Source organism: Wielerella bovis (assembly GCF_022354465.1).
Lineage (GTDB): Bacteria > Pseudomonadota > Gammaproteobacteria > Burkholderiales > Neisseriaceae > Wielerella > Wielerella bovis.
On record NZ_CP092361.1, the window covers coordinates 1,851,601 to 1,876,675 of the forward strand.

17 protein-coding genes are annotated in these 25,075 nt (G+C 41.3%); 11 read left to right on the forward strand and 6 right to left on the reverse strand.

Annotated features, from left to right (window positions below; genetic code table 11):
• The first annotated feature begins 12 nt into the window (after positions 1-12).
• From lptM to MIS45_RS09060, 5 genes are all read left to right on the forward strand, one after another.
• Entirely contained in the window at positions 13-192 is a 180-nt protein-coding gene (gene lptM / locus MIS45_RS09040) for an LPS translocon maturation chaperone LptM (RefSeq protein ID WP_430472168.1), read from the forward strand.
• A gap of 26 nt (positions 193-218) precedes the next feature.
• Positions 219-593, forward strand: coding sequence for an Imm8 family immunity protein (locus MIS45_RS09045; protein WP_249450285.1), 375 nt, complete (start codon positions 219-221; stop codon positions 591-593).
• A gap of 15 nt (positions 594-608) precedes the next feature.
• Complete coding sequence (gene lysA, locus MIS45_RS09050; RefSeq protein WP_249450286.1) at positions 609-1,829, forward strand: diaminopimelate decarboxylase; 1,221 nt, start codon at positions 609-611, stop codon at positions 1,827-1,829.
• Between the two features lie 323 nt (positions 1,830-2,152).
• Positions 2,153-3,193, forward strand: a complete 1,041-nt coding sequence (locus MIS45_RS09055) for a type IV pilus twitching motility protein PilT (protein WP_249446020.1) — start codon at positions 2,153-2,155, stop codon at positions 3,191-3,193.
• Between the two features lie 23 nt (positions 3,194-3,216).
• Complete coding sequence (locus MIS45_RS09060; RefSeq protein WP_249450287.1) at positions 3,217-4,542, forward strand: PilT/PilU family type 4a pilus ATPase; 1,326 nt, start codon at positions 3,217-3,219, stop codon at positions 4,540-4,542.
• A 265-nt stretch (positions 4,543-4,807) separates the two neighbouring features.
• Here the strand turns inward: MIS45_RS09060 and MIS45_RS09065 are convergent, their stop codons facing one another.
• Positions 4,808-5,605, reverse strand: coding sequence for a S24 family peptidase (locus MIS45_RS09065; protein ID WP_249450288.1), 798 nt, complete (start codon positions 5,603-5,605; stop codon positions 4,808-4,810).
• 379 nt (positions 5,606-5,984) lie between these two features.
• Here MIS45_RS09065 and MIS45_RS09070 point away from each other — a divergent pair, with 379 nt between their 5' ends.
• The 3 genes from MIS45_RS09070 to MIS45_RS09080 all read left to right on the forward strand — a co-directional run bounded on the left by MIS45_RS09070 (position 5,985) and on the right by MIS45_RS09080 (position 9,208).
• Positions 5,985-6,230: a helix-turn-helix domain-containing protein gene (locus tag MIS45_RS09070; protein ID WP_249450289.1), complete on the forward strand. Its 246-nt coding sequence runs from the start codon at positions 5,985-5,987 to the stop codon at positions 6,228-6,230.
• A gap of 2 nt (positions 6,231-6,232) precedes the next feature.
• A complete protein-coding gene (locus MIS45_RS09075; RefSeq protein ID WP_249450290.1) occupies positions 6,233-8,383 on the forward strand; it encodes a Mu transposase C-terminal domain-containing protein in 2,151 nt (716 codons plus the stop codon).
• Between the two features lie 96 nt (positions 8,384-8,479).
• Positions 8,480-9,208, forward strand: coding sequence for an AAA family ATPase (locus tag MIS45_RS09080; RefSeq protein ID WP_249450291.1), 729 nt, complete (start codon positions 8,480-8,482; stop codon positions 9,206-9,208).
• A gap of 315 nt (positions 9,209-9,523) precedes the next feature.
• Here the strand turns inward: MIS45_RS09080 and MIS45_RS09085 are convergent, their stop codons facing one another.
• Positions 9,524-11,662, reverse strand: coding sequence for a type I secretion system permease/ATPase (locus tag MIS45_RS09085; RefSeq protein ID WP_249449936.1), 2,139 nt, complete (start codon positions 11,660-11,662; stop codon positions 9,524-9,526).
• Positions 11,663-12,122: 460 nt separating this feature from the next.
• Here MIS45_RS09085 and MIS45_RS11405 point away from each other — a divergent pair, with 460 nt between their 5' ends.
• The gene (locus MIS45_RS11405; protein ID WP_283397418.1) at positions 12,123-12,251 is read left to right on the forward strand and encodes a hypothetical protein; all 129 of its coding nucleotides are present in this window, start codon (positions 12,123-12,125) and stop codon (positions 12,249-12,251) included.
• 962 nt (positions 12,252-13,213) lie between these two features.
• Positions 13,214-17,236 (forward strand): calcium-binding protein, encoded by a 4,023-nt coding sequence (locus tag MIS45_RS09090; RefSeq protein ID WP_249450292.1) that lies wholly within the window; start codon positions 13,214-13,216, stop codon positions 17,234-17,236.
• 63 nt (positions 17,237-17,299) lie between these two features.
• Here the strand turns inward: MIS45_RS09090 and MIS45_RS11410 are convergent, their stop codons facing one another.
• The 4 genes from MIS45_RS11410 to MIS45_RS09125 all read right to left on the reverse strand — a co-directional run bounded on the left by MIS45_RS11410 (position 17,300) and on the right by MIS45_RS09125 (position 23,132).
• The gene (locus tag MIS45_RS11410) at positions 17,300-21,655 is read right to left on the reverse strand and encodes a putative Ig domain-containing protein (protein WP_283397419.1); all 4,356 of its coding nucleotides are present in this window, start codon (positions 21,653-21,655) and stop codon (positions 17,300-17,302) included.
• Between the two features lie 258 nt (positions 21,656-21,913).
• The gene (locus MIS45_RS09115) at positions 21,914-22,318 is read right to left on the reverse strand and encodes a hypothetical protein (RefSeq protein WP_249450294.1); all 405 of its coding nucleotides are present in this window, start codon (positions 22,316-22,318) and stop codon (positions 21,914-21,916) included.
• A gap of 72 nt (positions 22,319-22,390) precedes the next feature.
• Positions 22,391-22,822 (reverse strand): hypothetical protein, encoded by a 432-nt coding sequence (locus MIS45_RS09120; RefSeq protein ID WP_249450295.1) that lies wholly within the window; start codon positions 22,820-22,822, stop codon positions 22,391-22,393.
• A 1-nt stretch (position 22,823) separates the two neighbouring features.
• Positions 22,824-23,132, reverse strand: coding sequence for a hypothetical protein (locus MIS45_RS09125; protein WP_249450296.1), 309 nt, complete (start codon positions 23,130-23,132; stop codon positions 22,824-22,826).
• Between the two features lie 463 nt (positions 23,133-23,595).
• Between MIS45_RS09125 and MIS45_RS09130 the strand changes: the two genes are divergently transcribed.
• Positions 23,596-25,026, forward strand: a complete 1,431-nt coding sequence (locus MIS45_RS09130; RefSeq protein WP_249450182.1) for an HlyD family type I secretion periplasmic adaptor subunit — start codon at positions 23,596-23,598, stop codon at positions 25,024-25,026.
• Positions 25,027-25,075: the final 49 nt, after the last annotated feature.

Consider the following 25,075-nt stretch of genomic DNA (forward strand, 5'->3'; position numbering starts at 1 on the left):
GAAAGTTTCATGATGAATAAAATAATTTTGCTTGGCACACTTGCCACACTAACCGCCTGCGGTTTCAAAGGAGATTTATATTTACCCAAAGAAAACGATGACGCGCATTTTGGCGTGATTCAAACAGGCATTGATTTCCGCCGTCCAACGCCACAAACGACAAGCGAACCAATAAACATGACACCGAAATAATTTTCAGGCTGCCTGAAAGATAACAAATGTTGATACCCGAATTAAAAAAAATCAGTTGTCTTGATTACGATTTAACTGAATTCCCACCCGAAATCCGAGATAATTTTTGCATTTTGCTCATCTTAAAAATTGGTTTTGCAGGAAAAACGAGCATGGATACATTTAATGTCGCTGTTTGCAGCCCCAAATGGTTAGCGCATCATTTGGATAAACCACAATCAGGTCGGCACATGATTATTATCCAATCTTTTGATTTTCCAGAATTATTAATATTGATTAAACGCATTTTGAATCAATGCCAAGCCGAAACCGAAAGTCTTGCGATACAAAAAATAACCCGCTATTTTGCATGGGAATTAGAAGACACTTCATCTTTATGCTATCCTTATTTTTATTTTTAAATTCAGAGAGTTAATATGACCAAACTTTGCGAACACCTGCCCTTTGCCCAACTTGCCGAACAATACGACACGCCACTTTATGTGTACAGCCAAAACGCGCTGACACAAGCTTATCAAAATTATGTACACGCATTTTCAGGCTGCCGTCCGCTGATTTGTTATGCCGTGAAAGCCAATGGCAATTTGAGTATTATCAAACACTTCGCTCAATTAGGCAGCGGTTTTGATACCGTATCAGGTGGCGAAATTGCACGCGTGTTGGCGGCAGGTGGAGATGCCAGCAAAATCATTTTTTCGGGCGTGGGTAAAACCGTTGCCGAAATGGAATTTGCGCTCAATGCAGGCATCAAATGTTTCAACGTGGAAAGTCTGCCCGAATTAGACAGATTGAACGAAGTTGCAGCACGTTTGGGTAAAATCGCACCGATTTCCTTGCGTATCAATCCCGATGTGGACGCGAAAACGCACCCCTATATTTCCACAGGTTTAAAAGCCAATAAATTTGGCATTGCGATGGCAGATGCGGAACGTGCCTATCAACACGCACGCAGCCTGAAAAATCTACGCATTGTCGGTATTGATTGCCACATTGGTTCACAATTAACCGATTTGTCGCCATTGGTAGAAGCTTGTGAGCGTATGTTGAATTTAGTGGACAAATTAGCAACACAAGGTATTGTTTTTGAACATATTGATTTAGGTGGTGGCGTCGGTATTGTTTATAAAGATGAAAATGTACCCGATTTGGCGCAATATGCGGCGGCGGTGGAAAAAATGTTGGCAGGACGCAATTTATCGCTGGTGTTGGAACCAGGGCGCAGTTTGGTCGGTAATGCTGGCACACTGGTAACGCGCGTGGAATATGTGAAACATGGCGAAGAGAAAAATTTTGTGGTAGTGGATGCAGCGATGAATGATTTGATGCGCCCTGCTTTGTATCAAGCCTATCATCATATTGAAAATGCAGCGGAAAATGGGCAGCCTGAAATTGTGGCAGATGTGGTCGGTGCGATTTGTGAAACGGGCGATTTTATCGGCAAGGAGCGCAAAATCGCGGCGCAACAAGGCGATTTGTTGCTGGTTCGCAGCGCGGGGGCGTATGCGGCGAGTATGGCGAGCAATTACAATGCGCGTTGTCGGGCGGCGGAAGTGTTGGTTAATGGCGATACGGCGCGATTGGTGCGTAAACGTGAAACGCTGGAAGACTTGCTGGCAAATGAGCGAGATTGGTTGTAATAGAATAAAAAGGCAGCCTGAAAATTTGTTTTCAGGCTGAAACCTTTGCCCCCCCCCAGATTTGAGCGCAGTTCAAAGCGATAGTATCGCAAAACGCGCAGACATATCATATAGATAGGTAAGCGTTTGAGAAACGCATCGCGCAGAAATGTGCCAAAGATGGGGATTTTACAAAGGTTTCAGGCTGCTTTTTCGTTATTTTTACAACGTAATTCAGGCAGCCTGAAACCTTTTTACCAACACGCCTTATCAAAATGCTTAAACTTCTTTAAAATAACGTTTTATTTATTTTTAGTAACAAGAAAGAACCCCCCATCATGAGTATGCAAATTACCGACTTGCTCGCCTTTGGCGTGAAAAACAAAGCATCAGACTTGCACCTATCCGCAGGTTTGCCGCCAATGATTCGTGTACACGGCGATGTGCGCCGCATCAATCTGCCCGAAATGAGTGCGGAAGATGTGGGTAACATGATTAGTTCTATTATGAACGACTTGCAACGCAAAAACTATCAACAAAATTTGGAAACCGACTTTTCGTTTGAATTACCAAATGTGGCGCGTTTCCGTGTCAATGCGTTTAACACCAATCGCGGACCCGCTGCTGTGTTGCGTACCATTCCCAGCAAAGTATTGACGCTGGAAGAATTAAAAGCACCGCGTATTTTCCAAAAAATTGCCGATACACCGCGCGGTTTGGTTTTGGTAACAGGTCCAACAGGTTCAGGTAAATCCACCACTTTGGCAGCGATGATTGACTATGTGAACGACAATCACGCAGGTCATATTTTAACGATTGAAGACCCAATTGAGTTTGTGCATCAATCCAAAAAATGCTTGGTAAACCAACGTGAATTGCACGAACACACACACAGTTTCGCCAACGCGCTGAAATCAGCCTTGCGTGAAGACCCAGATATTATTCTAGTGGGCGAGATGCGCGATCCTGAAACCATCGGTTTGGCATTGACCGCTGCCGAAACAGGGCACTTGGTATTCGGTACTTTGCATACCACTTCCGCTGCCAAAACCGTTGACCGTATTATTGACGTGTTCCCTGCGGGCGAGAAAGAGATGGTTCGTTCCATGTTGTCCGAATCATTGCGCGCCGTAATCGCACAAACGCTGCTGAAAACCAAAGACGGTAAAGGTCGTGTTGCCGCGCATGAAATCATGGTTTCTACACCTGCGATTCGTAACTTGATTCGTGAAAACAAAATTGCCCAAATGAACTCCACCATTCAAACAGGTCAAAACTTTGGTATGCAGACATTAGACCAATGTTTGCAAGATTTGGTGCGCCGCAACATCGTATCATTAGCTGATGCACGCGCCAAAGCACAAAACCCTGACATGATTGTGTAATTTGATACGACAAGGAGCATAAAATGTCGGAGCAACAACAGCAACCACAGAAAAAACCTTCGGAACTGGCTAACTTGTTGGAAAGTTTTGTACAAGATTATGAAGTTACGCCCAATGCTGCTAACACTATTCCACATGCTGCAGGTAAAGCTGCTGCACGAGGACAAGCGGTTCCAGCCGCCCCTGCTGGTGGCGCAGCTTCTACAGCGGAAGCGGCACAACGCAAAGGTTTGCATCCTTTGTTAGAAAAAATGTCTGCCGAATGTGAACGCCGTGGTGCATCGGATATTTTCATCAGCGCAGGTTTTCCGCCATCATTCAAAATCAATGGCGAATTAACGCCAATGCCGCTGAAACCTTTGTCGCAACAAGACACGCAAATTTTGGTACATTCCACCATGAATCCAGACCAACGCGCACGTTTTGACCAAGAATTGGAGCTTAACTATTCGGTTTCCTCTTCAGATGGTACGCGTTATCGTGTGAATGCGTATCACGAACAAGGTCGCATGGGTATGGTTTGGCGGCGCATTACTACTAAAATTTTGACGGTGGACGATTTGCATTTGCCACAAGGTTTGAAAGATTTGGCTATGCAACCACGCGGTTTGCTGATTTTGGCGGGTGCAACAGGTTCGGGTAAATCCACATCTATGGCGGCGATGTTGGACTGGCGCAATAAACATTCTGCTGGTCATATCGTAACCATTGAAGACCCTGTGGAATATTTGCATAAACCGATTAAATCCATTTTCACACAACGCGAATTGGGCATTGACACCAATTCATGGTCAATGGCGGTACAATCTGCCATGCGTCAAGCGCCAGACGTGGTCTGCGTGGGCGAGGTGCGCAATGAACATACGATGGAATATGCGTTGCAACTGGCGCAAACAGGGCACTTGTGTATTTTCACGATTCACGCCAACAACGCCGTGCAAACCATTGAACGGATTATGAACTTCTATCCAGAAGAACGCCATCAACAAGTTTTAATGGATTTGGCGTTGAACGTGGTCGGGATTATTGGACAACGTTTAACGCGACTCAAAGCAGGTGGTCGCCGTGCGATTGTGGATTTGCTGATTAATACACCAGCGATGCAAGACCACATTTTCAAAGGCGAATTGATGGAATGTATGGGTTTGATGCAACGTTCTGGCACCGACGGTATGCAAACATTTGACCAAGACTTGCTCAAATTGTACACCGAAGATTTGATTACGCGCGAAGAAGCCTTGCGTCAAGCCGAATCGGTGAATGACTTGAATCTGCAAATTAATTTGTGGGAAGAAGGTCAGCGTCCAGACCAAATCTTTGAGCGTGTTAGCGATTTGCAAATGTTGTAATACCTTATTTTCAGGCTGCCTTTATAAATCCTGTATTCATCATCTTAAATAGTTTGCTTTTATTACCACTTCATGTTATGGGGTAGTGATAGTTTTGTCATGGGTGGGATTGCATTTTCGCTGCGCTAAATCGCAAATAAATCAACACACAAGACACAATCACACCCCAAAACTAAAATGCAAAATTTCGCGCAAAAATGAGCAAATTCTTATCATTTTTGCGCGATTTTTGTCATATTTTTTATCAGGTTTTTATCACAAATGATTACGGGCGTATCGCACAATCCCATAGATATTTGCCGTAAATCTCAAACTCATAATCTTCCAATTCACGCAAATCCAGAAGTTCTGTTGGATAGATGTCCTTATTTGGATTATCGCTGATGATGCGGAACGTATACCCATTCACACGCTGCAAGCGTTTAATTCGCAGTTCTTCAACTTGTCTGAACAAGTAAATCCCTTCAGTGGCATAGCGGTCTTGCATTTGCCACAACACTGTTCCCCTATCAATCAATGTGGGTTCCATACTACTCCCTTTAACCCTTGTGCAGAAACACTTTTCAGGTTTCACGCCCAGCACATTAAAGAACGAAGCCCTGAACCACATGGCTTGTGTTTCCAAAGACTCGTTAAAGATGTAGCCATTACCTGCGCTGCCAAATACATTGACATGGTAGCGCACAGGGACAATCGCGCCAGTATCCTGTTCAGCAGCCCAATCATCGTATTCGGCGACCATAGAACGCATAGAATCAGGCACGCCTACTGCCACAGGGCGGAGCGCAGGCTGCTTACGGCGTGGGGCAACAGGTTCAGCATCGCCTTTATCCAGCAGATGCAGCAAGCCTTTTTCTTTTAATTCTTCAATGGTTTCAAGTGGTAATGAATACAAAGTTTTTAATCCACCGCGACCGCCCTTACCCTTAACCACACGCGTAGCCCAATTTTGGCTATCTGCACGTTTTTTTACACCCGTCTTCGTGCTGGGTAAATCAATTTCAGCCCCCAATTCGGCGGCTTTTTCCACTAATTCAGTAATTTCTTGTGCGCCAAGCTCCATAGAGAAAAACCTTTCAAGAGTAATCTACTTTAAATCCAAAGTAGATTACTTTGTTGAATACCAAGTAGAAAACTTTATTTCATTTAAAAACAATAATATGATAAATTATGAGATTTTCTTTTGGTTTTCTAGTTGCATACTTTGGTAATCTACTTTATGATGTTTACAACTTCCAGTCGGAAACTTTAAACATTGTACCTGATTTGGATTTGTTCTTTAACAATTTGGAAAAAAATCAGAAATAGGGGCTGATTTCGTCCCCTATGAAATGGGATGGTTATGAAGACTATTGAACAGGCAGTCTGCGTGGTTATGAGACGTACGGACTGCCGATTGAATGGTTTTTATCCTATATAAGGTGTGTGATAGGAGGTTGAGTATGCACCCTGAATTGATTAGAGCAGAAATCAGAATGCGCGGCAAAACACTAACTGATGTGGCACGGTTGTATGACGTATCGCCCAAAGTGGTTAGTCTTGCACTACAACAGCCGAGCTTGTCGGGTGAAAAAGTCATAGCCGCATTTTTAAATAGGCCGTTACATGAGTTATTTCCCGAGCGTTGGACAAAAGACGGTCGGAGGATTCGCCCACGTTATCGGTATTTATATGAAGAGGCTGCCTGAAAATGGAACTGAAATCGCATTACTCTATTAGTGAACTAATTGAAATGTCGTTGCCATTGTTGCCACCAAGTAAAGCAGGCATCACAAAACGCATCAAAACAGAAAACTGGCAATTCCGAGAAGTTCCAGCCAAAGGCGGTAAAGGTGGCGTGAAAAAAGAATACCTCCCACCCCCAGAAATTCAGGCAGCCATCATCAAACAGCACACAGAACGAGTGCTGGCAGAACAGGCTGCCGTGCCATTACCTGCCCTTGCAGACGTGCTGCCTGAAAAACCCGACCTTTCAGGCAGCACCGAAGCACAACGCACCCAACTAGGCGCACGCGAAGCGGTATTGAATGCCATTGAAACGCTGATGAAGGAAACGAAAGTCGGCAAAGATGCAGCGATTACTACGTTTCTCACTTCTGCCCAGCACCCCAGTCAGGAACATTTGCTGAAAATGCTGGTGTTGGCAACGGATAAACGCGGTGGCGGTCAGCAAGTGCCAAATGCACGGACGGTTAAACGCTGGTTTAAACAGCGCGAAGAAAACCGTTTGATGTCCAAGACACCACAGAAAAATTGGCAAGTGCCTGAATGGTTTGGCCTGTTTTTGCATTATTACAGGCAGCCGCAGAAACCAACGGTCAGCGCGGCTTACCGCAAGTTTGTGGCAGATTGGGCGATTCGGCAACCGCTTGCCAAAGTACCCAGTCAAGACGCGGTACGCCGTTGGTTGGACAAGACAGGCAATGTGTTCCGTGAAGATGGTCGTATGGGTAAGCGTGAATTGAAAAATCTGTTGCCGTTTAAACGGCGCAAATTTGATGATTTGTTGCCCTGCGATATTTACAGCATGGACGGTCATACTTTTGATGCAGAAGTGCTGCACCCCGATTCGGGCAAGCCGTTTCGCCCTGAAATCACAACCGTGATTGATGTGGCAACGCGCAAAATTGTCGGTTGGTCGGTGGATTTGGCGGAAAGCAGTTTGGCGGTTACGGCTGCATTGGCACACGCCAGCGTGGTCAATGGCATAGGCGCGGTGCTGTATGTGGACAACGGCAAGGGCTACGACAATGCTTTGATGAAAGACGATGCGGTCGGACTGATGGGGCGTTTGGGCATGACGATGGTGCATTCGCTGCCGTATAGCTCGCAAGCGCGTGGTGTGATTGAGCGTGTGCATCAAACGGTGTGGGTTCAGGCTGCCAAAGAGTTCCAAAGTTATATCGGTAAAGATATGGACGCGGAAACATCGCAAAAAGTCCACAAAGCCAGTCGAAAAGCGATGAAACAAGAGATTGTTTTGAAAAATGTGCCAGCGTTGGCGAATATTCGCTCACTTTCAAGCAACCTGATTCCCAATTGGCGTGAATTTGTGGCGTTTGGCGATGAGTGGGTGGGCGAATACAACAACCGCCCACACCGCAGTTTGCCGAAAGTAACCGATGTTTCAGGCAGCATTCGCCACATGACACCCAATGAAATGTGGGCTTTGAAAGCACAGGAAAGCGCGATTACGCAGGTGGACGAAGACGATGCGATGTATTTGTTTATGCCGCAAGCGGTTCGCAAAGTGGCGCGTGGCGAAATTCAGTTGCACAACAATCTGTATTTCAGCCAAGACTTGCAAGAGTATCACGGCGATGAATTGCGCGTGGCATACAACATCCACAACGCGGATTGGGTTTGGTTGTTTGACGATGATGGGCGTTTTGTGTGCAAAGCGCAATGGAACGGCAACCGCATTGATTATATGCCCAAACCCTTTATTGAACAGGCGAAAGACAAACGTGTGGACGCGCAAGTCAAACGTTTGGAAACCAAAATCAGCGTGGTGGAAGCAGCGCGACCTGCCAAAGTGCTGGAACATCAACAGAGCGTGAGTTTGGGCGGTTTGGTGGTGGATTTGGCGCAAGCCAAGCGCGAAACAGAAGCGGTTTTGTTGCCACGCGCTGAAATCAAGCCCGAGCCGAAAGCGGTGGAAGTGCTGGAAGTAGAAGACTGGTGTTTGCCCACCACAGAAGCTGGGCGATGGGCGGAGTGGTCGCGTTTGGTGGCTTTATCGGAAGCGGATTTACGGCGTGAACCTGAACGGGCGCAACGGTGGTTGATTAGCTACACGCGCACGCCTGAATTTAAAGTCATGAATAAACAAGTGGCTTGATGTTTTTCAGGCAGCCTGAAACGAAAAAAAACAGTCCAAATCTGACCATTTGGACTGTCCTCTAAAACTTTTTACACAAATATGGAGCATTTTACCATGAAAATGGCAGAAATTACCAATTTGACTTTGGTTAAAGTCGCAATGGAACGCTTGACCAACCGCTTGGACGGTTTGCCAGCTTTGGGCGTATTGTATGGACCCAGCGGCTACGGCAAAACCACAGCCACGATTGCGGTTGCCAATACCACGCAAGCCTATTATGTGCAAATCCGCAGTGCGTGGAGCAAGAAAACACTGCTGGAAAAGATTTGTTTTGAAATGGGTTTGCCGATTGCAAAAAACGCGGCAGCGTGTTTGGACGCGATTTGTGAGCAAATGGCAGCCAGCCAACGCCCTTTGATTTTGGACGAAGCGGATTACCTGCTCAACAAAAACGGCATGGTGGAATTGGTACGCGATATTTATGAAGGCAGCCAAGCCCCGATTTTGCTGGTGGGCGAAGAGCAGTTGCCGAATAAATTGAAGAAGTTTGAGCGGTTTCACGGTCGGGTGTTGTCGTGGATTCCAGCGCAGCCAGTTAGCCAAGCGGACGCGGAAATTTTAGCGAGCGTGTACGCGCCCAATTTGCGGATTGAAGCGGATTTGCTGAAACAGATTGTGAACATGGCGCACGGCTCGGTACGGCGCGTTACCGTGAATTTGGTAAATTTGGCGCAAGCGGCGGATTTGCACGGTTATGATGAAGTGGATTTGAACAAAATCAAAACCATGCAAGGCTTTGAGTTTTACAAGGGCGAAATTCCCAAGCGTGGAGTGAAGTCATGAAAGAACAACCGATTGAAACCGTGATGTGGCGTACTTTGAAAATCTTGGGTGTGTGTGATGATGACAGATTGTTGCGTAACATCAATTATTATAGTGGATTATATTTGGATTAGCACAGAGTTGGCTCTCCTTATCCTAATCTAAATCTAATCCACTATGCTAAACCTTAGACTGATATGCTGTTGATTGAATACAGTTTGATAATTTTCATTCCAAGCAATCCAAATTACCACTTAATTCCAAAAAATAGCAATGATATTTGATTCTTTTGATTTATTGCGACATTAAGCAGCCTGAAACCCTAATTCAAACCGCTTAACTGTTTTGCAAATCATACAAATAGTGATAATAACCATCGGGTTTTTGCAACAAACCGTCATGTGTGCCTTGCTCCAGAATCTTGCCCTTGTCCATCGCAATAATGCGGTGGGCGTGGCGGACGGTGGACAAGCGGTGCGCGATAATCAACACCGTGCGTCCTGCACAAATCGCCTGCATATTTTGCATAATCGCGCGTTCACTTTCATAATCCAACGCGCTGGTGGCTTCATCAAAAATCAAAATGCGCGGATTGGTAATCAAAGCACGGGCAATGGCAATGCGCTGGCGTTGTCCGCCTGATAAACCTGCGCCCTGTTCGCCCACAATCGTGTCGTAACCTTCCGACAATTCCATAATAAAATCATGCGCCCCCGCCAATTTGGCAGCCTGAATAATCATTTCCAAAGGCAAACCCGTGTCCGTCAGCGCAATATTGTCGCGCACGCTGCGATTCAGCAGCACATTCTCTTGCAACACCACCCCCACTTGGCGGCGCAACCACGCTGGGTCTGCCAAAGCCAAATCGTTGCCGTCCACCAAAACCCGACCGTTTTCAGGCACATACAATCTTTGCACCAATTTAGTCAAAGTGGATTTGCCCGAACCCGATCGCCCGACAATGCCCAAAATTTCCCCTGCCCGAATCTGCAAATTCAAATCCTGCAAAATCAAACGCCCATCGGCTTTGTATCTAAAATCAACGTGTTCAAACGTGATGTCACCGCGAATATCGGGCAACGCCAATTTGGAAGACGGATTTTCAGTCGGCGCATTCAAAATATCGCCCAAACGCGCCACCGAAATACCAACCTGTTGAAAATCCTGCCACAATTGCGCCAAACGAATCACAGGTGCCGCCACTTGTCCCGCCAACATATTAAACGCAATCAATTGACCCACCGTCAATTTGCCTTCAATCACCAAACGCGCCCCTATCCACAAAGTCGCCACCGTAACCAATTTCTGCACCAACTGCACGCCCTGTTGCCCAATCACCGCCAATCGAGTTACTTTGAAACTCGCATTCACATACGCCGCAAGCTGGTTATCCCATTTGCGTGTCATTTGCGGTTCAACCGCCATCGCTTTGACCGTGCCGACCGCCGTCATGCTTTCCACCAAAAACGATTGATTGTCGGCATTTCGCGAAAATTTCTCATTTAAACGTGCGCGCAAAATCGGACTGATAAACGCCGACCAAAACGCATAAGCAGGCAATGAAGCCAACACCACCAAAGTCAAAGTCGGACTGTAATACCACATCACAATCAAGAAGATAAACGAAAATGCCAAATCCAATACCGAAGTCAAAGCCTGACCTGTCAAGAAATTACGGATTTGTTCCAATTCGCGTACCCGCGCCACAGTGTCGCCCACCCGTCTGTTTTCAAAATACGCCAAGGGCAAAGCCAATAAATGACGAAACAGTCTCGCGCCCAATTCCACGTCAATGCGCGAAGTGGTGTGAGCAAAAATATAGGTTCGCAAACCGCCCAACACAATTTCAAATAAGCTGACCACCAATAGCGCAATCGCCACCACATCTAAAGTGGAAAAACCTCGATGTACCAACACCTTATCCATCACCACTTGGAAGAACAAAGGCGTAATCAGCGCAAAAATTTGTAGCACCACCGAAACAATCAAGACTTCAATAAAAATGCGGCGATATTTAATCACCGCAGGGATAAACCAAGTAAAGTCAAATTTCGCCAAACTGCCCAAGATTGAAGCGCGCGATGCCACCATAATCAGGCAGCCTGAATACCGTGCCGAAAATTCTGCCGCATTCAAAACCGCAGGTTTATTGTGCTGCAAATCCTGAATCAAATATTTGGCATCATCGCCCGAACCGTCTGTTTTGGCCAAAATAAAATGGTTGCCATCATCACACCACACCAATGCAGGCAGCGTAGCATAAGGCAAACGTGCCACCGATTGTTTGACTACTTTGGCTTTCAATTCCAATTTTTTTGCCGCCAACAGCCATTCGGTTTGGCTTAAATCGCCATTGAGGCTGCCTGAAACGGAGAAATGGTGCTGAATGTCAGCGGGGTTGGCAGCAATACCATGATAGTGGGCCAATACAATTAAGCCGGCCAAAGCAGGTTTAGGAGTGGAGGAAGAAGCCATAGAATAACCGTTTTGTAAAAAAAGAATAAGAACAGCGCAAGAATTTTAACGAACATTGATATACAACGCAATGATACAGAAGATTTGACAATTTAGGATAGGCAATGATAAAAAAAACGTTAATTTGAATAAAACTAAATTGGTAATAGGTTTATTCAAAGATTAGAGATGTAATTGAAAATGGATTTAGCATTTTTCAATGCAGATTACAATTTTTCAAACAGTTTGAACTATAGATGGCGGCTCGGAGAGCAGAGCTACGCTAGCTGGTTTGGCAGGTCAAGAGGTAAATAATGAGTTCAAAAATATTTGATAAATTAAGCATATGTTATATAGCATATCTTGTCATAGAATCAATCATTGATTTTATTAAATATGATAAACCAGGAGGGCTAATTTTTTTTACTATTTTTTTTACTTTTCTATTTTTAGTTGTGGCATTCTGTAAGGATAATTAATCATGAAAGATAAACAAACATTTGTTGGAAGTTTTGTTAAACATTTTAACAATAGAGTCTCCTCAATCAATAGTGCTATGGGACCAGCAAGCGTAGGGTGGGCACTCGTTGCCCACGCGTTGCAATGGTAAAAGTAATTGACCGTAAATGGTTAAAAAAACAAGGTTGGGTTTTTACCCAATTTTTTTATTTTCAGGCAGCCTGAAATGGAAAATTTCACATTAAAACATCATTTTAACATATACGATTGAACCGCGTGGGCAACGAGTGCCCACCCTACGCTTGCTTGCTTGACAAAAATAGGATAGGCAAAATAAATTGTACAAAGTAAAGATTGTTAATCAATATGAAATGGGATTTCAGGCTGTCTGAAATGGAATTATGTGATGTGTACAAAAACGCGTGGGCAAAACAAGTTGCCCACCCTACGCTTGCTAAAATCAAAAGCGAAGTTTGTAGGATTTTTTCCTGCGAACTTCGCTTTTTTGTTTTTTCAGGCTGCCTGATTTTAGGGCGCAAAGGCAGCATGAAAACAAAGATAATTGAAATATTGGGCATTTTTTAGCGAGAGTGCAATGTAAAATCGCTTGACAAAAATAAAATAGGTGAATAAATTACATAGCATTACACAAAGTAAAGATTGTGTTAATCAATGTGAAATTGGATTTCAGGCTGCCTGAAATGGAATTATGTGATGTGTACAAAAACGCGTGGGCAAAACAAGTTGTCCACCCTACGCTTGCTGTTTTTATTTTTAGGTTATTTAAAAATGTAAGGGTTATGTATGTTGCATTTTTTTTAAAACAAATTTCTTTTAGGAATACTTCATTCTTAAATTTTTTAATTTGGAATTTTATTTTTTCAAAATGTTCTTTTTTTTTTATGCTTTTTTATTTTTTCTTTAATTCAAGGAAGTACATTTAATTTTACTACTGTCTACATTTTAATAAAATACAGTTTATTATTTGCTTTTTTATTATCATTAATTTCAAGTTTTTTATATTTTTCAAATACCTTACGTAAGAAATAATTTATTTTTTATTAATAAAACTCAACTAAGCTAATTAATTTGATTATTAGGAGACTCTTAATTATGTCAACACAAAAACCAAGCATTCGAGAAATTCAAAAAGAATGCAGAGATGATTTGCATATGGGATTTAGTTTTGGAGGAGCGGTAGGCATAGCTGTTGGTAGTCTATTAGGTCCAGCAGGTGCCTTTGCTGGTTCTACAATTGGTGGTTTAATAGGGATGCTTACTGGAATGAAATTGAGTCCAGAATGCACAGCTTTGATTGAATACAATGAAAAAATGAAATCCTATAAGGATGGTAATTACTTTGTTTCAGACCCTATTGCTCTAGATTTAGACGGCAACGGCATTCAAACCATTGCTGCATCAGGCTTTTCAGGCAGCCTGTTTGACCATAACAAAGACGGCATTCGCACCGCAACAGGTTGGGTGGCAAGTGGCGATGGCTTGCTCGTGCGCGATTTAAATGGTAATGGCATCATTGACAATGGTGGTGAATTGTTTGGCGACAGCACTGTATTGGCAGACGGTACTTTGGCGCAGCATGGCTATGCTGCATTGGCAGAATTGGACGACAACAACGATGGTGTGGTGGATGCCAACGATGTCGCTTTTGCCACTTTGCGCGTATGGCAAGATGCCAACCAAGACGGTATTTCCCAATCCGATGAATTACACACTTTGGCAGATTTGGGCATTCAATCGCTCAATACTGCTTATAAAGACGTGAGCCAAGATTTGGGCAATGGCAACAGCATCGCCCAACTGGGCAGCTATACCAAAACAGACGGTAGCACCGCGCAAATGGCAGATTTACTGCTGGCAAATGACCATTTGTACAGCCGTTTTGCCGACCGCATTGAATTAACCGCCGAGCAAAGCCAAGCTGCTAATTTGAGCGGCATTGGTCGTTTGCGTGATTTGCGTGAAGCAGCAGCATTGTCGGGCGATTTGGCTGCGGCTTTGCGTGTTTATTCGCAAGCCAGCACCAAGCAAGAACAACTGGCTTTATTGGACAACTTGGTACACGAATGGGCAGAAACCGACCCACAATGGGGCAAACGTGAATTTGCATTAGCCACAACTTTTACAGAAACGCGTAATCAAGGTCGTGCATTAACGCCATCTCAAGCTAAACAACTAGGTAATGTGTTAGTTTCTTTATCTAATGAAACACGGGCTGCAATGAGTGTAGCTCGCGACCGCATGGCGGTATTGGATGCATTCACAGGACAAGACAGCAGCCGTTTGTTCTTGTTCAGTGAAGATGATGCCAAAAAAGTGTTAAAAATCACAAATGATACTTATGCTAGCTTAACCGATAATATTTACAAAGGTTTGTTGTTTCAAACTCGTTTGCAACCCTATTTGAATGAAATTGCGTTCAAAATTGAGGATGAGCAATTTGCTTTGGATTTCTCTCGTGTGATTGCCACATTCAATCAAGTACACGAAGACAATCCACAAAAAGCAATGGTGGATTTGGCTGAATTGATGGGCTATGGCAAATTTGAGCTAAAACAAACAGGGCTGCCTGAATTGTTGGCGACTTATTTTGCACTTGCTGATGAATCTACATTGGCTGATGTTGTACCAATGTTGGATAAGAAAGTGATGGAAACTTTGGATTTGCATTTTGCTAATGTAGAACAAGCCAATGTTTCAGGTAGCAGTAAAAATGATTTCTTGATTGGCGATAAAGCAGATAATGTCTTGAATGGCAGTTCTGGTAATGACACTTTAATCGGTGGTACAGGTAACGACACTTTAAACGGTGGTGCTGGTTCCGATACATATGTCTTTGCCAAAGGTCATGGTCAGGATGTTATTCGTGAGGGAGGTCACAATGATAATGATACCATTCGCTTTATTGACGTTGCTTCTACTGAAGCGAAATTCCGCAAAGATGGTAATCATTTAATTATTGAGGGCTACAATGAGCAAGATTCGGTACGCATTCAATCTTTCTTTGAAAGCAGCTACTATCAAATTGAAACTTTCCAGTTCAGCGATAAAACGGTTACTTTACAAGAGTATTTTGAAAATGGCTTAACTTTAACGCAAACTACTGGTGATGATACGGTTAAGGGCTGGAATGGTAAAAATATTCTGTTTGGTGGCGATGGCAATGATACCTTAACCACATACGACAAAGATGACGTGTTGGATGGCGGTGCTGGCGATGATGTTTTGAATGCAGGTTCTGGCAACGATACCTTAATTGGTGGTGCAGGTAATGACACTTTAAACGGTGGTTCTGGTTCCGATACATATGTCTTTGCCAAAGGTCATGGTCAGGATGTTATTCGTGAGGGAGGTCACAATGATAATGATACCATTCGCTTTATTGACGTTGCTTCTACTGAAGCGAAATTCCGCAAAGATGGTAATCATTTAATTATTGAAGGCTACAATGAGCAAGATTCAGTACGCATTCAATCTTTCTTTGAAAGCAGCTACTATCAAATTGAAACTTTCCAGTTCAGCGATAAAACGGTTACTTTACAAGAGTATTTTGAAAATGGCTTAACTTTAACGCAAACTACTGGTGATGATACGGTTAAGGGCTGGAATGGTAAAAATATTCTGTTTGGTGGCGATGGCAATGATACCTTAACCACATACGACAAAGATGACGTGTTGGATGGCGGTGCTGGCGATGATGTTTTGAATGCAGGTTCTGGCAACGATACCTTAATTGGTGGTACAGGTAACGACACTTTAAACGGTGGTGCTGGTTCCGATACATATGTCTTTGCCAAAGGTCATGGTCAGGATGTTATTCGTGAGGGAGGTCACAATGATAATGATACCATTCGCTTTATTGACGTTGCTTCTACTGAAGCGAAATTCCGCAAAGATGGTAATCATTTAATTATTGAAGGCTACAATGAGCAAGATTCAGTACGCATTCAATCTTTCTTTGAAAGCAGCTACTATCAAATTGAAACTTTCCAGTTCAGCGATAAAACGGTTACTTTACAAGAGTATTTTGAAAATGGCTTAACTTTAACGCAAACTACTGGTGATGATACGGTTAAGGGCTGGAATGGTAAAAATATTCTGTTTGGTGGCGATGGCAATGATACCTTAACCACATACGACAAAGATGACGTGTTGGATGGCGGTGCTGGCGATGATGTTTTGAATGCAGGTTCTGGCAACGATACCTTAATTGGTGGTACAGGTAACGACACTTTAAACGGTGGTGCTGGTTCCGATACATATGTCTTTGCCAAAGGTCATGGTCAGGATGTTATCAAGGATTATGGTTCAGACAACAACGATACCATTCGTTTTATTGATGTAGCTTCAAATGAAGTGAAATTCCGTAAAGATGGTAATCATTTAATTATTGAGGGCTACAATGAGCAAGATTCGGTACGCATTCAATCTTTTTTTGAAAACAGTTACTATCAAATTGAAACTTTCCAGTTCAGCGATAAAACGGTTACTTTACAAGAGTATTTTGAAAATGGTTTAACTTTAACGCAAACTGTTGGCGATGATAAAGTTACAGGTTGGAACGGTAAAAATATTCTGTTTGGTGGCGATGGCAATGATACCTTAACCACAAACGACAAAGATGACGTGTTGGATGGCGGTGCTGGCGATGATGTTTTGAATGCAGGTTCTGGCAACGATACCTTAATTGGTGGTGCAGGTAATGACACTTTAAACGGTGGTGCTGGTTCCGATACATATGTCTTTGCCAAAGGTCATGGTCAGGATGTTATTCGTGAGGGAGGTCACAATGATAATGACACCATTGCCTTTATTGATGTGACTTTATCTGATATGAACTTGATTAAACAAGGTTCTGACCTGTTGTTAAGTCATCAGAATAGTCAAGATACGGTATTGATTAATAACTTTTTCAATAGTACCTACTACCAAGTTGAAAAATTGGTATTTGAAGACCAAACCGTTAATCTGAATGCAACAGAACTGAATCGTGTATTATCCGGCGCAAACAATATGGTCAATGCGATGAATGCTTTTGGTGCTGATATGGTTTCTGCAACAAATTGGCAATCGGATGAATTGAAACATATTCCAACTTTATTAGCTGTATCTGTTTAATGTTTGATGAAAGGCAGCCTGAAAATGATTTTTCAGGCTGCCTTTAACAATGACTATTTCATGTTATTTCCAAATGCCACTCACAGATATCATCTGTTGTGCATAAGCTTGCATCTGTTCAACTTCACTCAATCCAATTCCCTGTTGTGGCGCAAAACTTGCCATTGCTTGAACCATTTGCTGAACCGATTTAACATCTAAATACGCACCATCTGCCATTTGAATTGTTTCTATACGACGCGGAATAACGTTATACCAACCTTCAATAGTAACACTATCCTGTTGTCCTAGAATTTGTATCGTTAAATCACGACCCGTACGGCTAAACCATAAATCTTGTTTGGTTATATCTTGACCTAATTTTAAAATATCGCTACCAAAACTATCGTAAATACGGTCATTACCATCACCTAAATTAAACAAGTAGGTATCATTGCCTATACCACCTTCTAAACGGTCATCATTCTTGCCTCCTTGCAAAATATCATTTCCTGCTCCGCCCACAAAATAATCTATGCCTGTATTGCCAATAAAAACATCATCACCATTACCACCATAAATTTTGCCACCCTCTGCATAGGCATATAATTTATCATTGCCTGTCGTAGGACTCGTTACCCATTGACGTAATTGTTCTGTATCCAATGTTTTACCATCGGCAAATTCAATAGATTGAATGCTGTAATCTCCTTTACCATCTTTGTCAAAGAAATTTTGTACAATAACACGTTGCCCATCTTTTTGAGTTAACACCAAATCTGATTCATTGCGTTGAATAGTCATATCACTCAATTTAGTATGAGTAAATCGTAAAATATCGTTGTCCTGCTGATTTGGATTAAAATTAATGACCGTATCCTGACCAAATTGTTTACCAAAAATATAAGTATCTGAACCTAGACTTCCCTCTAATATTTCATTAGCACTACCCGCAATAATGGTATTCTCGCCACCATTATTAACAATGGGCAAAGCCACATTGACAATCAAAGTTTGCGTAGCCGTTTCTCCTGCTTTATCAGTAGCGGTAACAGCTAAATGATATTGCCCTTTTTGGGGTGCATTGCCACTCAAAGTCTGTGTATCAGCATCATAATGCAACCATGAAGGTAGTGCTGTTCCATCTGATAAAGTAACTGTATAACTCAACTCATCATCTGTATCTAAATCTTGGAAGTAGTTATTAACCGCTAAATGATATTGCCAATCCTCTTTTGCAGTGATATTTTGCGTAGGAATACTATTTTCAACGGTTGGAGCGCGATTGGTATCGGAAACTTCCAATTGCCAAGTCATACTGCTACTCAAACCTTTGCTATCAGTAGCGATAATGCGTAATGGATAAAAACCTGCAGATTCAAAATCTGGCATACCTGACAATGTGCGCGTTTTACTATCAAAATTTAGCCATTCAGGCAAAGCTTCGCCATTAGCAGATTGAACATGATAAGTAAGTGGATCAACATCATCATCTATAAATAATGTTTCAGGCAGCGTATAAGTAATGGCTTCATTTTCTTTGAATATTGGAGAAATAAAGTTGCTGACAGTTGCAATTGGTGCACGATTAGGCTTTTCTTCTACCACGATATTCCAATTAATTGATGTAGTTAAACCTTCTGCATCTTTAGCGGTTACTTTTAAAGCCAATTGACCGACATTATCCTTTTGCGGAATTCCAATAATGGTTTTACTTTTCTCATCATAACGCAACCATGACGGTAATGCGCTACCATCTGCCAAAGTTACTTCATAAGTCAAAGTTTCTATATCCTCATCTGTAAATAAGTTACCACTCAAAGCGTACTTGATAGCAATACCTTCCATTGCTACTAAATCAGCTAAATTATCAGATATTGCAACAGGTGCTTGATTGTTTTTCACATTCAGCCCTAATTTACCTTCTTTGAAATCTTTGATGGTTGCAGCCACAATACCCATCTGATTCATAATCAATAAATCGCCACCACTTTCTTTCAAATAAATATCCAAATTATCCGTTTGCCATCTTTCCGTTTTGGCATCAAAACGCCAAGTTTTTGTACTCAAATCTACATCATCAACCAATACTCTGCCAAACCCATCACTATCTTGAATGATATTGTGGGTTAATCCATTAAACTCTTCTGAAAATAATGCATAGGTATCAAAACCATTGCCACCATCTAAAAGATTGTATCCTGTCCCACCGTGTAAATAATCATTACCTAAACCTGCAAATAATTTATCATTTCCTGCTCCACCATAAAGATAATCATTGCCTATGATAGTATCGTCTCTATTGTCATCTCCCCATAAAACATCATCACCATCTTCGCCCCATAAATGGTCATTGCCATGCTGACCAATAATCAAATCATTTCCTGCTCCACCATATAAATAATCGTCATTATTTTGTGTCGATGATGAAATGTGTTCATTAAAACGCAAGCCTAATGCATGAAGAATTCGGTAATCACTTGTATAATCACCGTGTATTTCATCTTCGGTTTTGATTAACTCTACCGTCCATGCATTTTGATTAGCGCGATGTCGCGTATCTGTGGTTTTATCTATTGTTTCATCAAAATCTAAATTTTGTGGGCGACTAATAGTGCCTGTAGTAGTACTTTTCAGTTTGCCGTTGGCGTATTCATCAATACTACCTGTCAAACGATGCAATTTCACATTCGGGAAAATATTGCCGTCGCCAATCAAAACATCATCACTGGCACCACCATAAATAATATCGCTTCCCTCGCCACCTAACAGGAAATCTTTGTTCTCGCTACCGTAAATTTGGTCATTACCTTTGCCTCCTGATGCCCAATCTCCGCGTTTGTTGCCGCTTTCTTTGGACAGATGACTAAATTTTTTACCGCGACTGTTGTCTTCTTCTGTGTAAATGATGTCATCACCATCTACACCATAAATCAAATCATTCCCTGCACCACCTACCAAATAATCTCGGTCTTCATCTGCGCTGTATTGTGCAGGACGTGCACTCAATGCACTACCATATAAAATATCGTTGCCCTCTTCTCCAAATAGCCAATCGTAGCCACGACCACCATAAGCAACATCATTACCTGCATCTAAATAAGCAACGACAGAACCATTATTACTATTGAATAAACTGTCATCTTTCATGCCGCCTGTAACCGATAATGCATCTGCCATACGATTGGCTGCCAATACTTCATAGCTTGATGAAGCATCCTCTGTTGCGAAATAAGAATGCGTGAAACGATGCACCTGATGATTGGTACCAACATTGGATTTATGGGGTAAATTACGAGGGGTTTGATTATTGAGTGTAATGCCTAATGCAGACCAGCTGCCATCTTCTTGTTTTACATTAGGTGAAGAGAAAAAGTTTTTAATGGTAACAGAGTCGGTTTTATCATATTGACCCACATATTGAATATGCAAATCCTGACTTCCTGCTTGACGTGTGGCAGTGAATATGGGTTTACCTTCTTTATCACGTTGAGTACTTACCCAAAGCATATCAGCAGCATCATCGTTAGAATGATCTGCTCGTTCAAAGTTGCCTACTTCAAGATTAAGGTCATAACTTTCCCAGCCGCCCAAAGGGCTGCCTGTTGTGTGTATTTGTGGGGCGGAGAAGATGATTTTACCTAAACCATCTTCATCGTAAACTGTATCGTTATCACGAATGTAGTAGGTGTCAAAGCCTTTACCACCTAACATTGTGTCGTTTCCACCATTACCTTTTAGGATGTCATCGCCATGACCACCGTCTAAATCATCGTCATCTACCTTATCGCCGTATAAATAATCATCGTTTACCCCACCTATTAAGGTGTCATTCCCCTTTCCACCATGCATGGTAAACTTATCGTTGTAGTCATAATGCTGAAACCAAGCATAAGCATCAAGAATATCATCTCGAATTACTTTATTACCGTTCTCATCCATATCACCATATAAAGTAACAGGGTCTGAATCCCAAGGCGTCATAAAATCAGGGGTTAAACTATCCAACAATTCTTCTAAAGAAGCTGTTTTTTCAACCCATCTATCAATCGTTAATTGAGCACCAAGCAATAAATACTCATAAATATCACTAGGAGCAATACGTTCAGCAAATTTTTGCGGATTTTTCTTATATTCTTCTTCTAAACTATTGCTGGTTTCCGTTGCAAATAACCCTAAAACATTGACTAATGCCCCCAACGGATTAAAACGAGTAAATTTAGCAACTTCGGCAAAAATGGTTGCTGAATCAGAAAAAATACTTAATATTGTGGTAAATTGAATAGTACCATCATATTTTACATCATTTTGATAATTATCAATATTAATTTTTAATCTCGGAATTAGAACAGCTAATCTTCCCACAGAGGCAAAATGTTTAAATTTTGGATTTTTTGCAATGAAATCAATGGTGTCAGCAATAGTTAAAATTAAACCCATAAAAGCTTGAGTATATGATTCTTTAGGCTTTTCAATATTATGCGTAATTGACCATACATTATTAAGACCACTCACAATCGTTGTTAAGCTTGAAACCTTACCTGAATTTTGATTTTGGTCATTATAATTAAATCTTGTTAATGTCAAATCTTTGTCTTTTTTTAAAAAAGCACCAATCATTTCGCTGATTTTAATCATATTCATGATATATTTCCTTATGTTGTAAAAAATAATAGTGTGGCAAATATCACATTCAGATTAATCTTGAATGTAATCATATATGTAAAATTTCTTCCAAAATCCCAAATCAATAATGGAAACATACTTAATTAGGTAACATTTTTTTCCATCAGATTTAACATCAGATTCCAACATAGCGCGCTTGTTATTTTTAGATATTGGAAATAGTTCTTTAACTTCAAAAAATGGTGTAGTGTATAAAAATACATCTGTTTCATAATATTTCTTACCATCTATAATAATAGCGTTCCATTTGGAATTAATAAATCCTCCAACACAAGCTGTTTTAATCCGAGAGCTATCTTGGCTAAAATAAATACCTAATTTAGGATAGACATACCATCCTAAAACGATTAGATGAAATGAATAACAAAACATTACAAAAAGGTAAACTTTAAATAAAAAAATAAATGTTTTTTCCATTGCTTATTCCTTTTTATTTTTATCTGAATTGTGGCAGCCTAAAAGTGGTTTTCAGGCTGTTTTATCTTTAAATCAATCTTGAATGTAATCATATATGTAAAATTTCTTCCAAAATCCCAAATCAATAATGGAAACATATTTTACTTTATGACATTTATAAGGTGCCCCAGCCTTATAAGCTTGCCTTAAATTATCTTCAAATATACCTCGTTTATCATAAATTGGAAAAAAGTTTTTATCTATATCTACAATTCTTGTATTTATATGTAAATAAATACTCCCTATATCATATTTTTTATTATCAATAAAAATAAAATCTCTTGTTGGTCTACCTGGTATATGAACATATTTTTGTGCACAAGCTGTTTTAATACGAGAACTATCTTGACTAAAATAAATACCTAGTTTAGGGTAGATATACCATCCAAAAATTATTGAGTAAAGTGTGTAACTTAACATTACAGCAATACAAACTTTCCATAAAAAAATAAATGTTTTCCCCATACTAATGTACCCTTAATTTATTTTCTTTAGCCTGTTTAGTTATCTGTAAAAACTGACAGTAAACCAATAATTCTTCCGCTTTTTCATGCCCTGTCGCTTTCGCCTTTTCCAACCAGTACTGGCTTTTATCCAAATCTTTGGGTAAATATTCCCCTTTAAAATAGCACCAGCCCAGTATATACATCACTTCGGCACTGCCATTTTCGGCAATCGCTTCTAATTGCTGGAGATTTTCAGGATGCTGGGGTAGATTTTCCAACATCATACGGTATTGCATCATTTGTAATTGTTCGGTTTCTTTATGACTCATATGCTTATTCTCTATATTTATCTGGTTTCAGGCTGCCTATCAGCAGTCATCAATATCTATTTTTATTCCCAGTATATTACTCCCATTATCTTGCTGATGATATTTGATTTTTCTCAATCAACTTTGTTTCTTAATTGCATTATTTCATTATTTAATGATTTTATTTATGGATTGATTCATAGGCTTATTGATAAAGTTTCAGGCAGCCTGAAATTTACAAATATCTCTCTAAACAATCTAAAAACACAGCCTAAAAACACAGGAAATCCATTCTAGTGTTGCTATTTTTTAACTCGTTTAAATGCAATCATTTCGTAGATTGTTTCTTTCTCTACATTTTTTTGATTCTCCGGCTGCCTATTCTGTGTTCTCACGATATAATCTTTGTGTGGATGTGTTCTATTTTGTTTGTATTTGTTGCTTTTTATTGCATTTGTTTTTTTCTTTGTTTATCTAAATCACTATGTTATTTTTCCAAGCTCTAAAAGATTTTTTCTCTCGCTATGCAACGGTTTGGCGCAATGTTTGGTCTATTCGCGACCAACTTGACCCGCCTGTTCGTAGTGCTGATGAACGTGCTTTTTTGCCTGCACATTTGGAATTGACTGAAACGCCATTATCTGCCGCTCCTAAATGGACTGCGCGTTTGATTATGATTTTTGCGGTATTGGCGTTGTTGTGGTCGTGGTTTGGACAGATTGATATTGTGGCGACTGCGCAAGGTAAAACTTCCTTAGGGGAACGTAGCAAAACCATTCAGCCATTGGAAACAGCGGTGGTTAAGGCGGTGCATGTGCGCGATGGGCAACAGGTTAAACAGGGTGATGTGTTGGTGGAATTAAATGCGGTGGGTTCAGATAGTGATGTAACACAATCGGAACAGGCTTTTCAGGCTGCTTTATTATCTAAATTGCGTTATGAGGCGGTTTTAACGGCATTGGATTCTCGGTCGGTGCCGCATATTGATGTGGCTGCGGCTAAGCAGTTGGGGTTGGCAGAAGTGGAGATTCAATCGGCGCAGGTTTTGGCACAAAATCAGTATCAAGCGTGGGCAATGCAAGATGCGCAATTGCAATCAGCATTGCGTGGTCATCAAGCAGAATTGCAATCTGCACAGGCTCAGGAGCAGAAATTGGTGTCGGTCGGGGTGATTGAGAGGCAGAAAACGTTGGATTATCGTAAGTTGAAGGCAGATAATTTTATTTCTGAACATGCGTATTTGGAACAGGAAAGTAAGTCGGTCAGTAATCAAAATGATTTGAAGAGTACGCGCAGTCAAATTCAGCAAATTCAGGCTGCTATTATGCAGGCGGAACAAAACCGAACGTTGAATACGCAAAATTTAAAACGTGATACTTTGGATGCTTTACGCCAAGCGAATGAGCAAATTGACCAATATCGTGGACAAACGGAACGTGCAAAACAACGGCAACAGTTGATGACTTTGCAATCTCCTGTTGATGGAACGGTACAGGAATTGGCTACTTATACCATTGGTGGTGTGGTGCAAGTGGCGCAGAAGATTATGGTTGTGGTTCCCAATGATGAACGTATGGAAGTAGAAGCATTGGTGTTGAACAAAGATATTGGTTTTGTGAATGCTGGGCAAGAAGCGGTGGTTAAAATTGAGAGTTTTCCTTATACGCGCTATGGTTATTTGACTGGTAAAGTCAAAAGTGTCAGTCATGATGCAATGACACACGAACAACTGGGTTTGGTTTATAGTGCAATTATTGCATTAGATAAAACGGATTTGCAAATTGATGGTAAAACTGTAAATTTAACGGCTGGTATGAATGTCAGCGCAGAAATCAAAACAGGGCAACGCCGAGTATTGGATTATTTGTTGAGTCCATTGCAAACTAAAGTAGATGAAAGTTTCAGGGAGCGTTGATGATTTGAGGAAAATCTTAAATTGTAACATTCTGAAAAAATGACTATTT

Excerpts from the sequence above, each read along its gene's own strand:
- lptM (WP_430472168.1), top strand. The coding sequence starts at position 13 with ATGAATAAAATAATTTTGCTTGGCACACTTGCCACACTAACCGCCTGC.
- MIS45_RS09045 (WP_249450285.1), top strand. The coding sequence starts at position 219 with ATGTTGATACCCGAATTAAAAAAAATCAGTTGTCTTGATTACGATTTA.
- lysA (WP_249450286.1), top strand. The coding sequence starts at position 609 with ATGACCAAACTTTGCGAACACCTGCCCTTTGCCCAACTTGCCGAACAA.
- MIS45_RS09055 (WP_249446020.1), top strand. The coding sequence starts at position 2,153 with ATGCAAATTACCGACTTGCTCGCCTTTGGCGTGAAAAACAAAGCATCA.
- MIS45_RS09060 (WP_249450287.1), top strand. The coding sequence starts at position 3,217 with ATGTCGGAGCAACAACAGCAACCACAGAAAAAACCTTCGGAACTGGCT.
- MIS45_RS09065 (WP_249450288.1), bottom strand. The coding sequence starts at position 5,605 with ATGGAGCTTGGCGCACAAGAAATTACTGAATTAGTGGAAAAAGCCGCC.
- MIS45_RS09070 (WP_249450289.1), top strand. The coding sequence starts at position 5,985 with ATGCACCCTGAATTGATTAGAGCAGAAATCAGAATGCGCGGCAAAACA.
- MIS45_RS09075 (WP_249450290.1), top strand. The coding sequence starts at position 6,233 with ATGGAACTGAAATCGCATTACTCTATTAGTGAACTAATTGAAATGTCG.
- MIS45_RS09080 (WP_249450291.1), top strand. The coding sequence starts at position 8,480 with ATGAAAATGGCAGAAATTACCAATTTGACTTTGGTTAAAGTCGCAATG.
- MIS45_RS09085 (WP_249449936.1), bottom strand. The coding sequence starts at position 11,662 with ATGGCTTCTTCCTCCACTCCTAAACCTGCTTTGGCCGGCTTAATTGTA.
- MIS45_RS11405 (WP_283397418.1), top strand. The coding sequence starts at position 12,123 with ATGAAAGATAAACAAACATTTGTTGGAAGTTTTGTTAAACATTTTAAC.
- MIS45_RS09090 (WP_249450292.1), top strand. The coding sequence starts at position 13,214 with ATGTCAACACAAAAACCAAGCATTCGAGAAATTCAAAAAGAATGCAGA.
- MIS45_RS11410 (WP_283397419.1), bottom strand. The coding sequence starts at position 21,655 with ATGGGTTTAATTTTAACTATTGCTGACACCATTGATTTCATTGCAAAA.
- MIS45_RS09115 (WP_249450294.1), bottom strand. The coding sequence starts at position 22,318 with ATGGAAAAAACATTTATTTTTTTATTTAAAGTTTACCTTTTTGTAATG.
- MIS45_RS09120 (WP_249450295.1), bottom strand. The coding sequence starts at position 22,822 with ATGGGGAAAACATTTATTTTTTTATGGAAAGTTTGTATTGCTGTAATG.
- MIS45_RS09125 (WP_249450296.1), bottom strand. The coding sequence starts at position 23,132 with ATGAGTCATAAAGAAACCGAACAATTACAAATGATGCAATACCGTATG.
- MIS45_RS09130 (WP_249450182.1), top strand. The coding sequence starts at position 23,596 with ATGTTATTTTTCCAAGCTCTAAAAGATTTTTTCTCTCGCTATGCAACG.